This is a genomic window from Komagataeibacter melomenusus, assembly GCF_013155395.1.
GTDB classification, from domain to species: domain Bacteria; phylum Pseudomonadota; class Alphaproteobacteria; order Acetobacterales; family Acetobacteraceae; genus Komagataeibacter; species Komagataeibacter melomenusus.
In genome coordinates, this window is sequence record NZ_JABJWC010000021.1 from 39,526 (window position 1) to 53,851 (window position 14,326).

Genomic DNA, 14,326 nt, shown 5'->3' on the forward strand with positions numbered 1-14,326 from the left:
GGAATGTTTCATGGCGCTTGATGACGCTGGGCTTGATCTTCTGTTCCGTAACGCACGCACGCCGGTGGCGTGGAATGACCGGCCCGTCGGCTCCGATACGCTGCGCCAGCTTTATGATCTGGTGCGCCTTGGGCCGACCTCGGGCAACTGCTGCCCCGCGCGCTTCGTGTTCCTGACCACGGAGGGCGCGCGCGAGCGCCTGCGCCCGGCACTCTCGGCAGGCAACGTGCAGCGCATGATGACCGCGCCGGTTACGGTGATCGTGGCGCATGACCCGCTGTTCTTCGATCGCATGGACACGCTGAACCCGCAGGCCCATGTGCGCCAGTGGTTCGCCGCCGATGTGGGCCTGGCCGAGGAAACCGCCCAGCGCAACGGCACGCTGCAAGGCGGCTACATGATCATGGCCGCCCGCGCGCTTGGCCTGTCGGCGCTGCCGCTTTCGGGTTTTGATGCCGCCATGGTGGAAGATGCCTTCCTGGCCGATCAGGGCTGGCAGGCCAATTTCCTGCTCTGCCTGGGGTATTGCGACGGGCCGCCAGACACCGCGCGCGCGCCGCGCCTTGGCTTTGATGATGCCTGCGTGATTGTCTGACCCATGCGCATTGTGGTCATGGATGGGGCGGCGACCGGGGCGCAGGCGCAGGCCCTGATCGCCTGCCTGGCACCGGATGCGGCGGGCGCGCCCACCCTGCTCGCCACCCGTATCGCCACCGGGCGCGGCGCTGCCGAGCAGTTTCCGCTGCTGGCCACCGAACTGTTCGCCCAATGTGGCTGGGGCCATGCCATGCCGGACCTTGCGGGCGTGGTGGTGGGGCCGGGATCGTTTACGGGGCTGCGCGCCTCGCTGGCATTCGCCCACGGGCTGGCGGCCGGTTCGGGCTGCACGGTGGTGGGCGTGACCGGCGGCGAGGTCATGGCCCCGGCCCTGCGTGCGGCGACCGCTCCGCTCGGCGCTACGGCCCTGCACTGCACCATGGCCCGCCGGGGCCGCGTGTTTCTTGAAACATTGGGCACCGATGCCGCACCGGGGCAGGTCCGTGCCTGCATGCTTGAGGCGCTCGCCCTGCCGCCGGGGCCGCTGCTGCTGGCAGGCAATGGCGCGCAGGCGGTTATGGAGGCCGCGGGCGGGCGCGACGGCCTGCACCTGCTGCCCGATGCGCCACCCGACCCGCAGGCCATTGCCGCCGCCGCCCTGCTGCGCCTGCATGCGCACCTGCCCCCCCGCGCGGCCCAGCCGCTTTATGTCGATGCGCCGGAAGCCAGGCTGCCCGCAGCCGGCCTGCGCCCGGCCCCGTTACCCCATGACGGATAATGCCGCGCTGGCCGGGCAGGCTGGCCTGCTGGCCCGAATCCATGCGGCAGCCTTCCCCCCCGTGCATCGGTGGGATGCGCAGGCCATGGCGGCCCTGCTGGCCATGCCCGGCGTGTTCGTGCTGTTTGCGCAGGGTGAGGGTGTTCCCCCCGATGCAGGTTTCATCATGGCCCGCACCCTGCTGGATGAAGCCGAGATCCTGACCTTTGCCGTGGACCCCGCCTGGCAGGGGCAGGGCATTGGCCGCGCCCTGCTGGCACGGTGCGTGAACGAGGCCGCGCGCGCAGGGGCGGCAAGCCTGTTCCTGGAGGTGGCGGATGATAACGTGGCCGCGCTGGGGCTGTACCACGCGGCGGGATTCGCGGTGGTGGGGGTAAGGCGGCGCTACTATCCCGATGGCGCCGATGCCTGTGTCATGAAGCGCGCGATTTGAGCACGGTCAGCTGGTGGGTTATGCCATCTGTTTCTGTCTGTATTTCTTCCACGACATGACCAAGCAGCTTCAGGCTGCGCGAAACATTGTCCAGCGGACCCGCGCCGCGCAGGCGGACCAGCAGTTTTTTCCCTGCTGGAAGTCTGTCAAGGGCCAGACGCGTATGCACGAAAGTCATGGGGCACACTTCATGGGTGATATCCAGTTCCGCCATCTCTATATCAGACATATTACCATGAACCCTCTGCTGTGACCGGTTGCGATCCTTCTGGAATTATTTATATAGGATGCAACATTATTCCAGAGTGACAGGATCAGATTAATGGCTGATGCAGCGGCAGAAGTTGAAGTGCGCGAACTCGCTGCCGAAATCGTTTCGGCATATGTCTCGCGCAATGAAATCGATGCGGAGACCCTCCCCGATCTGATTCATCAGGTCTACGAGGCTGTTGCCTCGCTCGGGCGCGCCGAGCCGGTGCCCGAGAAGCCGGTGCCCGCGGTGCCGCTCAAGAAGTCGGTCTTCCCTGACTATATCGTCTGCCTCGAGGACGGGAAGAAGCTCAAGATGCTCAAGCGTCACCTCAAGACCGCCTATAACATGACGCCCGATGAATACCGCGAGCGCTGGGGCCTGCCGCATGACTACCCCATGGTGGCGCCAAGCTACGCCAGCCACCGCTCCACCCTGGCCCGCAAGATCGGGCTTGGCACGAAACAACGCGAGGACTGACCCCATGCCGGGTGGTCATATGGACAGGTATCGACGCAATCGGCTACGTCCATAGGCATGGCAACAGATCGTAACGGACTACAGACGCGCATCGAGCGCATGTGCATGGAGCGCGGCCTGAAGATGACAGGCCAGCGCCGTGTCATCGCGCGCGTGCTGTCCGAAGCCCATGACCACCCGGATGTGGAGGAACTCTACCGCCGGGCCGCGGCGCTGGACGGGCGCATATCGGTTGCCACGGTGTACCGCACCGTTCGCCTGCTGGAAGAAAACGGCATTCTCGAACGCCGTGACTTTGGCGGTGGCCGTGCGCGCTACGAGGCGACGGAGGAAGGCGACCACTATCACCTGATCGACGTGGAAAGCGGGCAGGTCGTTGAGTTCACCCATGCCGCCCATGCCGAACTGCTGCGCCAGATCACGGCTTCCCTGGGGTTCGAACTGGTGTCCCATCGGCTGGAACTGTTTGCGCGAAAGCTGCCCGACGTGGCACAAGAACAGACGGATCATACGGTACAAACGGAGCAGAAGGGCGGGTCACGGCCTTGAGTATCGAGAAAACCATACAGTCCCTTTCCACTCTGGACCTTGAGCGCAACGGTTTTCCCGAGCTGCGGGGGGGGAACCTTGGCGTCCGGATCGCCGCGACGGATGAAGAGCGCGACGCCGCCCAGGCGCTGCGCTACCGTGTCTTCTATGAGGAAATGGGCGCCCGCCCCGATTCCCGTACTGCCCGGCTGAAGCGGGATATTGATGAATTCGATGAATATGCCGATCACCTTCTGGTGATCGACCATGCCATTTCATCGGGTGCGAAGGGCGTTGTGGGCACCTACCGGCTCATGCAGGGCGATGCGGCGAAGAAGCTGGGCAAATTCTATACATCGGGCGAATATGACATCTCGCGCCTGACCGAGTTTCCCGGTCGGCTGCTCGAAGTGGGTCGCTCCTGCGTGGATCAGGACTATCGCGGGCGCGCGGCCATGCAGTTGCTGTGGCGCGGCATTGCCTCCTACATCTTCCTGCACCGCATTGACGTGCTGTTCGGCTGCGCAAGCCTGCCCGGCACCAACCCCGATGCGCTGTCTGATGAACTGACCTACCTGTATCACAACCACCTTGCCCCGCCCGCGCTGCGCATCAGCGCCGTGCCGGAGCGCCGGGTGGAAATGCTGCGTACCGACCCGCAGACCCTCGACCACCGCCGCTCGCTCGCACGCCTGCCGCCCCTGATCAAGGGCTACCTGCGCCTTGGGGGCTATGTGGGCGATGGCGCGGTGATTGATGAGCAGTTCAACACCATTGACGTGGCCGTGCTCGTCAAGAGCGAACTGCTGGCTGACAAGTATTACCGCCATTACGAGCGCCGCCTGCGTGACGCGCTGGACTAGGCGCGTCCTCCCCCCCAGCGCGGATCGTGGCGCTGCATGAGGTTTCTCCGTGATCTGTATATGAGGCTGTCGCGCCAGCATGGCTGGCGCGCGGACCTTGTCATGGTGCTGGCGGGCGGGTTGTTCGCGCTGGGCTTTCCGCCCGTGCATGCGGTGGTGGTGCTGCCGGTGGCCTTCTGCCTGCTGGCGCTGGCCATTGATCATGCCGTGGGTTGGAAGGAAGCCGCGCGGCGGGGCTTCATGTTCGCCATGGGGCTTTATACCGTGGGCCTGTACTGGCTCATGTACGCCATCCTGCTCCGGGCGGATGATTTCTGGTGGCTGGTGCCGCTGGCCTCGCCGGGCTGCGCGGTGATCCTCGCACCGCTCAGCGCGTTCTCGGCCGGGGTGAGTCGCCTTGTGCCGCGCGGCACCGGGCGGCTGGTGGTGCTGGCCGCACTCTGGACGCTGACGGACATGGCGCGGGTTTACGTGTTCAGCGGTTTTCCGTGGAATCCGCCCGGCAGCGTGTGGGCGTTTCCGGGGCTGGCGGGCGATGTCATGCTCCAGCCTGCGGCGTGGATCGGGGTGGATGGGCTGACACTGCTGACCTGCCTGCTCGCGCTGGCCCCGCTTTATGGCCGCACGGGGCGGCTGGCCTGCGCGGGCGTGCTGGGGGCGTGGGTGGCCTGTGGCGCGGTGCGGGTTGCCAGCATTCATGACACCTATGGCCACAACCCCGAGGTGGTGCTGGTGCAGGGCAACGTGCCCGAGACCGAGAAGATATCACGCGATTCCGATGTCGCGGTATTCCGGCGCTATCTGGACCTGACGCATGCAGGCGTGCAGGCTGGCCTGCGCGAGGCGGATGGCAGGCCGGTCGTGTTCGCATGGCCGGAATCCGCCTTTCCCGGCCTGCTTTTGGAAGATGACATCGCACGCCCCATGATCATGCAGGCAGGGCAGGGGGCGGCAGCAGGCGTGATCGGCACGCTACGCTGGCTGGAGGACAGGCACTGGCGCAACAGCATGGTGGCCCTGCTGCCGGGCGGCCAGCCCGCCCCCCCCTATGACAAGGCGCATCTGGTGCCGTTTGGTGAATACCAGCCCGCGTTCCTGCCCTTTCATGTCGTGCCGGGGGATGGGTTGACCCCCGGCCCTGGCGTGCAGACCTGGCACCTGCCGGGTGTAGCCCCGGTCGGGCCGCTGATCTGCTACGAGGTGATTTTCTCCGGTCAGGTTGTCGATCCGCATGATCGTCCCACCTGGCTGCTCAACAGCACGAATGATGCCTGGTATGGCAACAGCGCAGGCCCCCGCCAGCACCTTGCTGCCGTGCGCATCCGCGCCGTGGAGGAAGGCCTGCCGGTGGCGCGTGCTGCCAATACCGGTATTTCAGCCATTTTTGACGGGCGCGGCCGGGAGCTGGCCCGGTTGGGCTGGGACCGGCAGGGCGTGCTGGTCCATGCGCTGCCCGATGCGCTGCCGTGTACGTTTTTTGGTCGTTATGGCCGTCTTGTGCCCCTGATGCTGGTATTGCTGACGGGGGTTGCAGGGCTGGTCTGCTACCGGCGGGGCCTTAAAGAAGGTTTTTGAATACCACTTTAGGATAAGCCCATTCTTTATTCATGCGTTAAAAATGCATGAATATTTTCCTAATTTTCCCCTGCCTCGCGCGGTGGGAAAGTTTTATGCATGCCTGCCTCATTTGGGCGCAGACAGTGCAGGAAATAGCGTATGTATTGTATCCGGTGTTGTTTTAAAAAAGGTTAACGCCCGGCCCTCATCTGATGGGTATCCGCACGTTCCAGCGGTTTGTGCCGTATGAGACAGGAAAGGTAAGGCTATTACTGTGATCGGGAAAATGTCCTCTGCGTCCAATCCGGTGGATGTGCATGTTGGCAACCGTATCCGCCTGCGCCGTACCCTGCTTGGCATGTCACAGGAGCGGTTGGGCAATGCCCTTGGCCTCACATTCCAGCAGGTGCAGAAATACGAGCGCGGTCGCAACCGGGTTGGTGCGTCGCGTCTGTATGACCTTGCCTGCGTGCTCGATGTGCCGGTGGCCTTCTTTTTTGATGGCCTGCCCGATCGGGGCATGGAGCAGGGCGCGGGCATGGCTGAGCCTGTGGCCGACGTGGCCCCGATTCCTGGCGTAAAGGAAGCGGGCAGAGGCGAGACGCCCGTCGATGATCTTGCCCTGCTGTCGCGCCGTGAGACGATCGATCTGGTGCGCGCCTATTACGGCATCGAGGATAGCGGCACGCGCCGCCGCGTGCTCGACCTCGTGCGCTCCATGGGCGCGTAAGGGCCGGGCCGCCTATTCTCGCCGCAGCACCTGATCGGTCATGAAGGACGCGATCTTGCCTGCGCGGAAGTCGTGGCGCAGGCGGTCTTCATCATATTCCGTGCGCACCCAGTCCATGAAGGGGATGCGCCCTTCCGCTTCCGCCTGATAGCGCAGGAAAAAGGCGTCCAGCACGCCGGTGCGTGATGAATTGAAATGCCCGTTCTTCCATGAAAGCTGGCGTAGCGCCTGCTGAGCCGTGCCGCCCTCGAACAGGATCACCAGTCCCGCTGCAAGCCCGGTGCGGTCCGCACCCGACTTGCAGTGCATGAGCATGGGAAAGCGGATGTCGCGGTAAATCCGCTCGAAGCGCTCGATGCGGTCGCGGTGCGGGGCGTTGCGGCTTTCAAACGCCATGTCGATATGCCGCAGGCCAAGGGCATGCGCCGCCTCGCGTGAGAGCGCATCCGAGCCGCATTTGCGGTGCCCGCGCAGGTTGACCAGCGTTTTCAGGCCCAGCCGGCGCGTGGCCAGCCGCAGCCGCCACGGGGTTGGGTGGTTGCAGCGATAGACCCGGCCGGGAATGACCGTGCGGAAATTGGTCCAGGTCTGGCGCAGGATCGCGTGGTCAACGAACAGGCTGTCGATCCACGCGCGGCTTCGGCCAGCGGGGGTGGACAGGTTTCCCTCAAACACCGGCCTTGTCCTTTCAAACGGGTGGAGACGAAAAAAGCGCTGGATTTTTCACATCCAGCGCTTTCCGCGTCAATCACGAATGAAGGAAGAAGGCTTACGCCTTGCGTTCAAGCTGCAGTTCCTTGATCCGGCCAATCGCCTTGGCGGGGTTCAGGCCCTTGGGGCAGGTCTGGGTGCAGTTCATGATCGTGCGGCAGGCATAGAGCTTGAGCGGATCTTCCAGCGCATCAAGCCGGTCGCCCGCATGCTCGTCGCGGCTGTCGGCAATCCAGCGGTAAGCCGCCAGCAGCGTTGCCGGGCCAAGGTAGCGGTCGCCATTCCACCAGTAGGACGGGCACGAGGTGGAGCAGCAGAAGCACAGGATGCACTCCCACATGCCATCAAGCTCGGCGCGTTCCTCGATGCTCTGGCGGCGCTCGGAATCGGGCGGCGGCGCGGTGTCGGATTTCAGCCACGGGTCAATCGAGCGCAACTGGGCATAGGCGCCGTCAAGGTCGGGCACCAGGTCCTTGATCACCGGCATGTGCGGCAGCGGGTAGATCGCCACGTCGCCCTCGATATCGCGGATGGGCTTGAGGCAGGCCAGCGTGTTCTCGCCCGCGATGTTCATCGCGCACGACCCGCAGATGCCCTCGCGGCACGAGCGGCGGAAGGTGAGCGTTGAGTCCACATCGTTCTTGATGTGGATCAGCGCGTCGAGCACCATCGGGCCGATCTTGTCGAGGTCGATCTCGTAGGTATCGACCACGGGGTTGCTGTCATCATCCGGGCTCCAGCGATAGATCCGGAAGTTCTTGACATTGGAGGCACCGGGGGCTGCCGTGAAAATGCGGCCTTTGCCCACCGTGCTGTTCTTTGGCAGTCTGAATTCGACCATCGTCTCGTTCCTTTTCCGCCGTTACGTCAGTAGACGCGCTTCTTGGGGGGGAAGACCTGCACATCGTCGGTCAGCGTTTTCATGTGCACGGGGCGGTAGCTCAGCGTGACATCGCCCGCGTCGGTCATGTGGGCGACGGTATGCTTCATCCAGTTCTTGTCATCACGATCGGGGTAATCGTCATGGGCCTGCGCGCCGCGGCTTTCGTGGCGGGCATCGGCGCCTGCCATGGTCACGGTGGCATTGGCCAGCAGGTTCTCGAACTCGAGCGCTTCCATCAGGTCACTGTTCCAGATCAGCGAGCGGTCGTTGATCGAGATGTCAGGCAGTTCCGACCAGATTTCCTTGATCTTCTCCACACCCTGCGCGAGGCTCTCGGTATTGCGGAACACGGCGGCGTGCTTTTGCATGGTGCGCTGCAGCTTGGAGCGCATGTCGGCCACATGGGTCTTGCCCTTGGCAAAGCGCAGCCTGTCAAAGCGCGCGATCGCGGCATCACCCGCGCCCTCGGGCAGCGGCCGGATCACTTCCTCGCTCTTGATGGTGGCGGCGGCGCGCTGGGCTGCGGCACGGCCAAACACCACAAGGTCGAGCAGCGAGTTGGTGCCAAGGCGGTTGGCGCCATGCACGGACACGCAGGCCGCTTCGCCCACGGCCATCAGGCCGGGCACCACCGCATCGACATCATCAGCCGTGGGGCGGATGACCTCGCCATGGTAGTTGGTGGGGATGCCACCCATGTTGTAGTGCACCGTGGGCAGGACCGGCACCGGCTCCTTGGTCACGTCGATGCCCGCGAAGATGCGCGCGGTCTCGGAAATGCCGGGCAGGCGCTCATGCAGGATCTCGGGGCCAAGATGCTCGAGATGGAGCATGATGTAGTTCTTCTCCGGCCCGCAGCCACGCCCTTCGTTGATCTCGATGGTCATGGCGCGCGAGACGACATCGCGCGAGGCAAGGTCCTTGGCGGTGGGCGCGTAACGCTCCATGAAGCGCTCGCCCTTGGAGTTGGTGAGGTAGCCACCCTCGCCACGGCAGCCTTCGGTCAGCAGGCAGCCTGCGGGGAAGATGCCGGTGGGGTGGAACTGCACGAACTCCATGTCCTGCATGGGAATGCCCGCGCGGATCGCCATGCCGCCGCCATCGCCGGTGCAGGTATGCGCCGAGGTGCACGAATGATAGGCGCGGCCATAGCCGCCGGTGGCCAGCACCACCTTCTGCGCGCGGAAGCGGTGCAGCGTGCCATCTTCCAGGCACCAGGCCATCACGCCGCGGCAGGCGCCTTCCTCATCCATGATCAGGTCGATGGCGAAGTATTCGACAAAGAATTCGACGTTATGCTTCAGGCACTGCTGGTACAGCGTGTGCAGGATGGCATGGCCCGTGCGGTCGGCTGCGGCGCAGGCGCGGGGCACCGGGGCCTCGCCATAGTTGCGCATGTGGCCACCGAAGGGGCGCTGGTAGATCTTGCCATCTTCCGTGCGTGAGAACGGCACGCCCATGTGCTCGAGTTCCTGCACGGCGGGCACGGCCTCGCGGCACATGTATTCGATGGCGTCCTGGTCGCCCAGCCAGTCCGACCCCTTTACGGTGTCGTACATGTGCCAGCGCCAGTTATCCTCGGCCATGTTGCCAAGCGAGGCACCAATGCCGCCCTGGGCTGCAACGGTGTGGCTGCGTGTGGGGAAAACCTTGGTCACGCAGGCGGTCTTGAGGCCAGCGGCCCCCATGCCCAGCGTGGCCCGGAGGCCGGAGCCACCAGCGCCTACGACAACCACGTCATATGCGTGGTCAACGATCCTGTAGGAGCCGGTGAGTGGTGAAGTGGTCGCGTTCATTTCTTGGACGTGTCCCGATGCTCGTTCGGACGGCCAGCCGGAAGTGCGGCCCGCCGGTCCGCGAATGTCATGTTCTGCTCAGGCGATGGCGCGCGGCTCAGCGCGCGGCGATCGTGCTCCGGCTGCTGCCGGCCAGTGCCAGCTTCAGTACCGAAACGGCGCCGAACAGACCCAGAAGGAAGACGATCCCCTTCATCAGCAGGCCGGCAGGCAGGTGTGCCTTGCCGTGCACGTAGTCATCAATGATGACCTGCAGCCCAAGCTGGGTGTGATAGAAGGTCAGGATCACCAGCGACAGCATCATGGTGGTGTTGAAGGGGCGTGCCCCCCACTTCGCCACTTCCGGCTGTGATGCGCCAGCAAGGCGGAACACCTGGATCACGAACCAGCCCGACAGCGGCACGAGGGCCACCGCCGATGCGCGCTCGGCCCACCAGTGGCCGACTCCGGCCTGCCCCGAACCCAGGCCGCGCGCGCGTGAAAGCTGCGAGCGCATGACCGTGACATGTGGCTTCTTTGGATTGCTCATGGTCAGGATGCCTTCTTGCGGGAGCGACAGATCGCAACGCCAACGATACCGGCGACGAGTGCGAGCGTGGTGCCGACCGTGACACCCACGGCAACCGGACCATCCTCGTTGATTTCCTTTTTGGAGAAGCGGTACCCGCTATCCCACGCCAGATGGCGCAGCCCCGCCACGAAGTGGTAGACTAGGGCCAGCGCCCAGCCTGCCATCAGCATCTGGCCGAGCGGGTTGCCGGTCACCTTCTGGACCTTGCTGAAAGATTTGGGTCCCTTTGCCGCCGCGCTGATCCAGCACAGGCCAAGTGCCGAACCGCCTGCGGCGGCGACACCGGCGGCGCGGTTCGCGATTGAAAGGAACATGGAAAGACGGAAGCGGTAGACCTGGAGGTGTGGGGACATAGGCCGCCTGGTCAGAGTTCCGTCGCTTCGCTGCCCTACATAGAGCGCATCACGGACATCCTGCATGGTCGTCTCGTCAATTTCCCTGTTATGGCTTCGGTTTGTTCCGTCGCCTTGTCTGAATTCGGTCCTACGCCCCACGGCGGGCGGGGTCAACGCAGGCGGGGAACACGAGGTTGAGAGACCTGGCCCCCGCTGTGGTGGCGGTACAGCCGCGCTGCGCCGCCACTACAGGCCCGCCCTTCAGTGCCCGAGCAGGTCGAGGGCGACCATGGTCTCGGCAATCTGCACCGCGTTCAGGGCAGCGCCCTTGCGCAGGTTGTCGGCAACGCACCAGAAGCCGAGTCCGTTGGGCACGGTGGGGTCGATGCGCAGGCGCGAGACATAGGTTGCATCCTCGCCCACGATCTCGAGCGGGGTGGCGTAGCCGCCATCCTCGCGCTTGTCGTGCAGCACCACGCCGGGTGCCTCGCGCAGGGCCTCGCGGGCGCGTGCAAGATCAACGGGTTCCTCGAATTCCACGGTAATGGCCTCGGCATGGCCAATGAATACCGGCACCCGTACGCAGGTGGCGAAAACCGCGATGTCGGGGTCGAGGATCTTGCGGGTCTCGACCGTCATCTTCCACTCTTCCTTCGTCGCCCCGTCATCCATGAAGCGGTCGATATGGGGAATGCAGTTGAACGCGATCTGCTTGGTGAACTGCTCGGCCTTGAGCGGGTCGCCCACCAGGCTGCCACGCGCCTGGTTGAACAGCTCGTCCATGCCGCTCTTGCCCGCACCCGCAACCGCCTGGTAGGTGGCCACCACCACGCGCTTGATTGTGAACAGGTCGTGCAGCGGCTTGAGCGCCACCACCATCTGGATGGTCGAGCAGTTCGGGTTGGCAATGATGCCGCGCTTCGCCTTCTTCACATCGTTGGGATTGACCTCGGGCACCACGAGCGGCACGTCGGGCTCCATGCGGAAGTGGGATGTGTTGTCGATCACGATGCAGCCCGCCTTGGCCGCGCGCGGCGCATGCACGGCCGAGACCGCGCCGCCGGGGGAGAAGAGGGCGACATCCCAGCCGGTGAAGTCGAAGGTCTCGAGGTTCTGCACCTTGAGCACCTTTTTATCGCCAAACGAGACTTCCTTGCCCGCCGAGCGGGCGGAGGCGAGGGCCACGATTTCATCCACAGGGAACTGGCGCTCGGCCAGCGTCTTGAGGATTTCGCGCCCTACAGCACCGGTGGCGCCCACCACCGCAACGCGGTAACCCATAATCGTCTTTCCTGTCCTGTCATGCCGGTCCATTCGCGCCGAACGGGCCGTTTTCCGTCACTGTAGGGACACCTAGAGCCTGCGCCGCCAACGTGCAAGCAGCCTGTGCCGCCCGCAGCGGGCGGAATCGAATCGGGGGCAGGTCAAGGTGGCGGCGTGCTGGCAGTGCTAGGTCTTGTGGCGTACCGCGTGCCTGAGGCACGCTTGACCCATCGCGTCCGTGCGTGGGGGCCTTCATGGCCCGCCCGGCGGCCGCGCAGGCAAGGACGGTTAAAGAGATCATGGCCCCATCAACTGATAGTTCCGCAACGCCGGCCCCGGCGCTGCCGGTCACCCCCGCAGGCGCGCACCGTGCCCCGCCGTGCACGCTGGTCATATTCGGCGCGCATGGCGACCTGACCAAGCGGCTGCTGGTGCCCGCGCTGTACAACCTGGTGGGCAGCGGCCTGCTGGACCCGGATTTCCGCGTGATCGGGGTGGACCGGGTGGACAGCACCACGGCAGCGTGGCGCGACGGGCTGAATGCCATGATGCAGTCCTTTACCCACGACCCCAATGCCGAATTCCACCCCGCCAGCATCGATGCCGCGCAGTGGGACTGGCTGGCGCAGCGGCTGGAATACGTGAAGGCGGATTTCAGCGATGTGGCGGCCATCCGCGCGCTTGGCGCAGGGCTGCCTGCCAATGCCATCTTCTACCTCGCCATTCCCTCGCGCTTTTTCGCCACCGTGGTGGAAACGCTGGGGGCCGCCGGAGTCGTGGCGCAGAAGGACGGCGCTTTCCGCCGCGTGGTGATTGAAAAGCCGTTTGGCTCGGATCTCGCCTCCGCGAAGGAACTCAACCGCCGCGTGCTCTCGGTGCTGGACGAGTCGCAGGTGTTCCGCATCGACCATTTCCTGGGCAAGGAGACGGTGCAGAACATTCTGGCCATGCGATTCGGCAACCTGATCTTCGAGCCGCTATGGCGCAATGAATATGTCGATCATATCGAGATCACCGCCGCCGAGACCATTGGCGTGGAGCAGCGCGGCGCGTTCTATGAACCCACCGGCGCGCTGCGCGACATGGTGCCCAACCACCTGTTCCAGCTTTTTGCCATGGTGGCGATGGAGCCGCCCAACACCTTTGATGCCGAGAGCGTGCGCAACGCCAAGGAACAGCTGTTCGAGGCCGTCACCCCCATCGACCCGCGTGATGCCGTGCGTGGCCAGTACGCAGCCGGCACGGTGGAGGGCAAGCCCATGGTGGGCTACCGCGAAAGCCCGGGTGTTGCGCCCCACAGCAATACCGAGACCTATGTGGCGCTCAAGTTGCATGTCGAGAACTGGCGCTGGGCGGGCGTGCCGTTCTACCTGCGCACCGGCAAGGGGCTGGGCGGTCGGCGCACGGAGGTGGTGGTGCAGTTCCGCAAGCCGCCGATGCTCATGTTCCGCGGTACCGAGACCGAGGACCTGCCACCCAACCGCATCATTCTCAACATCCAGCCCGCCCAGGGGCTGACGGTGGAACTCGGCGCAAAAAAGCCGGGGCCGGAAATGGACCTGACCGATGTGCAGGCCCGCTTCCGCTACGAGGACGTGTTCACCAGCTCACCCAATGTAGGCTACGAGACCCTGCTCTATGACTGCCTGATGGGCGATGAGACCCTGTTCCAGCGCGCCGACAACATCGAGGCGGCCTGGAAGGCGGTCGATCCCGTCCTGCAGGCCTGGGCGCAGGACAGCACCGGCCCCGAACTGTACGAGGCAGGCACGACCGGCCCCAAGGGCGCGGATGCGTTGCTGGCACGTGACGGACGGGCCTGGTACCCGCTGGACAAAGCCTGAGGGAACGAAGTTGCCGGGTGCCGCCTTTTTTTAAAAAAGCGATGTTCTTTCAAAGCTTTTTGAAAAAAGCTTCACCAAAAACTTTTGCATTTGACAAAAAAGCCCGCGCCATCATGGCGCGGGCTTTTTGCGGGCGTGCAGGCGATCTTACTGCGCGGCGGGGGCGGCTGTTGCGCCTTGGGCTGCGGCGGCCCGTTCCTGCTGCTTCTCGGCGTGTTCGTTGTCACCCTGCACGAACAGGGTATCGGCATGCTTGCGCTGCTTTTTGGAGAAGCTGCCATAAAGCGGCGCGAACGCGCTGTTGAGCGTCTGCATGTCATGCGCGCGCTCGGCCACGAGGTCGGCATAGGACTGCATGTTCTCCACCGCGTTCATCTTGGGCAGCTTGTCGCGGCGGGCCTCGATGGCGTCATGCAGGCGCTGGGCGTTGTCCATCATGTCCTGCGCGAACGGCGTCCAGAGGGTTTCCTGCTTCTTGGTAATGCCCAGCTCGTCATGCAGGGCCTTGATGTGGGCCTCGACCTCATCGGGGGCCGGGTCGTGGGGCGTGTGGGCGAGCGATGCGGTGGAGTTGGGCGCACCCTGCGCTGCGGGGGCCGCAGGAGCAGGGGCCTGCGGGTCGGCCGCCATGGCCATGGCGGGCAGCATCATGAGGGCGGCAGCAGGGAGAAACCGGCGGAACATCATGTTGTGTCTTTTCCTTCGCGGGTGGGTGTGGATGCGTGGGATGTCAGGCGGTCAGTAGCCGCCGCCATAGGGGTAATAGG

17 protein-coding genes are annotated in these 14,326 nt (G+C 64.6%); 9 read left to right on the forward strand and 8 right to left on the reverse strand.

Annotated elements, in window-relative coordinates:
• Window positions 1-10: 10 nt before the first annotated feature.
• Genes HNW77_RS09595 through rimI form a run of 3 tightly spaced genes read left to right on the forward strand, consistent with a single transcriptional unit; the run spans window position 11 to window position 1,748 of the window.
• A complete protein-coding gene (locus tag HNW77_RS09595; protein WP_172157258.1) occupies window positions 11-595 on the forward strand; it encodes a malonic semialdehyde reductase in 585 nt (194 codons plus the stop codon).
• 3 nt (window positions 596-598) lie between these two features.
• On the forward strand, window positions 599-1,315 hold the full coding sequence (gene tsaB / locus HNW77_RS09600) for a tRNA (adenosine(37)-N6)-threonylcarbamoyltransferase complex dimerization subunit type 1 TsaB (protein WP_172157259.1): 717 nt from the start codon (window positions 599-601) through the stop codon (window positions 1,313-1,315).
• The gene (gene rimI / locus HNW77_RS09605; protein WP_172157260.1) at window positions 1,305-1,748 is read left to right on the forward strand and encodes a ribosomal protein S18-alanine N-acetyltransferase; all 444 of its coding nucleotides are present in this window, start codon (window positions 1,305-1,307) and stop codon (window positions 1,746-1,748) included. The genes tsaB and rimI overlap by 11 nt, the downstream gene beginning before the upstream one ends.
• Here the strand turns inward: rimI and HNW77_RS09610 are convergent.
• Complete coding sequence (locus HNW77_RS09610; protein ID WP_172157261.1) at window positions 1,729-1,977, reverse strand: sulfurtransferase TusA family protein; 249 nt, start codon at window positions 1,975-1,977, stop codon at window positions 1,729-1,731. The two genes, rimI and HNW77_RS09610, sit on opposite strands and share 20 nt — an antisense overlap.
• A gap of 93 nt (window positions 1,978-2,070) precedes the next feature.
• Between HNW77_RS09610 and HNW77_RS09615 the strand changes: the two genes are divergently transcribed.
• From HNW77_RS09615 to HNW77_RS09635, 5 genes are all read left to right on the forward strand, one after another.
• Window positions 2,071-2,478 carry a MucR family transcriptional regulator gene (locus HNW77_RS09615; protein WP_172157263.1) on the forward strand — a complete coding sequence of 136 codons (408 nt, stop codon included), beginning with the start codon at window positions 2,071-2,073 and terminating at the stop codon, window positions 2,476-2,478.
• 57 nt (window positions 2,479-2,535) lie between these two features.
• Window positions 2,536-3,027 carry a Fur family transcriptional regulator gene (locus tag HNW77_RS09620; protein ID WP_172157265.1) on the forward strand — a complete coding sequence of 164 codons (492 nt, stop codon included), beginning with the start codon at window positions 2,536-2,538 and terminating at the stop codon, window positions 3,025-3,027.
• A complete protein-coding gene (locus tag HNW77_RS09625) occupies window positions 3,024-3,869 on the forward strand; it encodes a GNAT family N-acetyltransferase (protein WP_172157267.1) in 846 nt (281 codons plus the stop codon). The genes HNW77_RS09620 and HNW77_RS09625 overlap by 4 nt, the downstream gene beginning before the upstream one ends.
• Before the next feature lie 36 nt (window positions 3,870-3,905).
• Window positions 3,906-5,444, forward strand: a complete 1,539-nt coding sequence (lnt, locus tag HNW77_RS09630) for an apolipoprotein N-acyltransferase (RefSeq protein WP_172157268.1) — start codon at window positions 3,906-3,908, stop codon at window positions 5,442-5,444.
• Window positions 5,445-5,712: 268 nt separating this feature from the next.
• The gene (locus HNW77_RS09635; RefSeq protein WP_172157269.1) at window positions 5,713-6,156 is read left to right on the forward strand and encodes a helix-turn-helix domain-containing protein; all 444 of its coding nucleotides are present in this window, start codon (window positions 5,713-5,715) and stop codon (window positions 6,154-6,156) included.
• A 12-nt stretch (window positions 6,157-6,168) separates the two neighbouring features.
• On the opposite strand, the gene HNW77_RS09640 is transcribed toward HNW77_RS09635, so the two are convergent.
• The 6 genes from HNW77_RS09640 to HNW77_RS09665 all read right to left on the reverse strand — a co-directional run bounded on the left by HNW77_RS09640 (window position 6,169) and on the right by HNW77_RS09665 (window position 11,733).
• Window positions 6,169-6,831 carry a tyrosine-protein phosphatase gene (locus tag HNW77_RS09640; protein WP_172157270.1) on the reverse strand — a complete coding sequence of 221 codons (663 nt, stop codon included), beginning with the start codon at window positions 6,829-6,831 and terminating at the stop codon, window positions 6,169-6,171.
• A gap of 94 nt (window positions 6,832-6,925) precedes the next feature.
• Complete coding sequence (locus HNW77_RS09645) at window positions 6,926-7,708, reverse strand: succinate dehydrogenase iron-sulfur subunit (protein WP_130731862.1); 783 nt, start codon at window positions 7,706-7,708, stop codon at window positions 6,926-6,928.
• A gap of 26 nt (window positions 7,709-7,734) precedes the next feature.
• Window positions 7,735-9,546: a succinate dehydrogenase flavoprotein subunit gene (gene sdhA / locus HNW77_RS09650; protein ID WP_172157271.1), complete on the reverse strand. Its 1,812-nt coding sequence runs from the start codon at window positions 9,544-9,546 to the stop codon at window positions 7,735-7,737.
• A 97-nt stretch (window positions 9,547-9,643) separates the two neighbouring features.
• The gene (sdhD, locus tag HNW77_RS09655) at window positions 9,644-10,075 is read right to left on the reverse strand and encodes a succinate dehydrogenase, hydrophobic membrane anchor protein (RefSeq protein ID WP_172157272.1); all 432 of its coding nucleotides are present in this window, start codon (window positions 10,073-10,075) and stop codon (window positions 9,644-9,646) included.
• 2 nt (window positions 10,076-10,077) lie between these two features.
• Complete coding sequence (sdhC, locus tag HNW77_RS09660; RefSeq protein WP_078525751.1) at window positions 10,078-10,470, reverse strand: succinate dehydrogenase, cytochrome b556 subunit; 393 nt, start codon at window positions 10,468-10,470, stop codon at window positions 10,078-10,080.
• Between the two features lie 243 nt (window positions 10,471-10,713).
• Window positions 10,714-11,733, reverse strand: a complete 1,020-nt coding sequence (locus HNW77_RS09665) for an aspartate-semialdehyde dehydrogenase (protein ID WP_172157274.1) — start codon at window positions 11,731-11,733, stop codon at window positions 10,714-10,716.
• Between the two features lie 281 nt (window positions 11,734-12,014).
• On the opposite strand from HNW77_RS09665, the gene zwf reads away from it, so the two are divergent.
• Complete coding sequence (gene zwf, locus HNW77_RS09670) at window positions 12,015-13,559, forward strand: glucose-6-phosphate dehydrogenase (RefSeq protein WP_172157275.1); 1,545 nt, start codon at window positions 12,015-12,017, stop codon at window positions 13,557-13,559.
• 147 nt (window positions 13,560-13,706) lie between these two features.
• Here the strand turns inward: zwf and HNW77_RS09675 are convergent, their stop codons facing one another.
• Window positions 13,707-14,246: a Spy/CpxP family protein refolding chaperone gene (locus HNW77_RS09675; protein WP_172157276.1), complete on the reverse strand. Its 540-nt coding sequence runs from the start codon at window positions 14,244-14,246 to the stop codon at window positions 13,707-13,709.
• Between the last annotated feature and the right edge of the window lie 80 nt (window positions 14,247-14,326).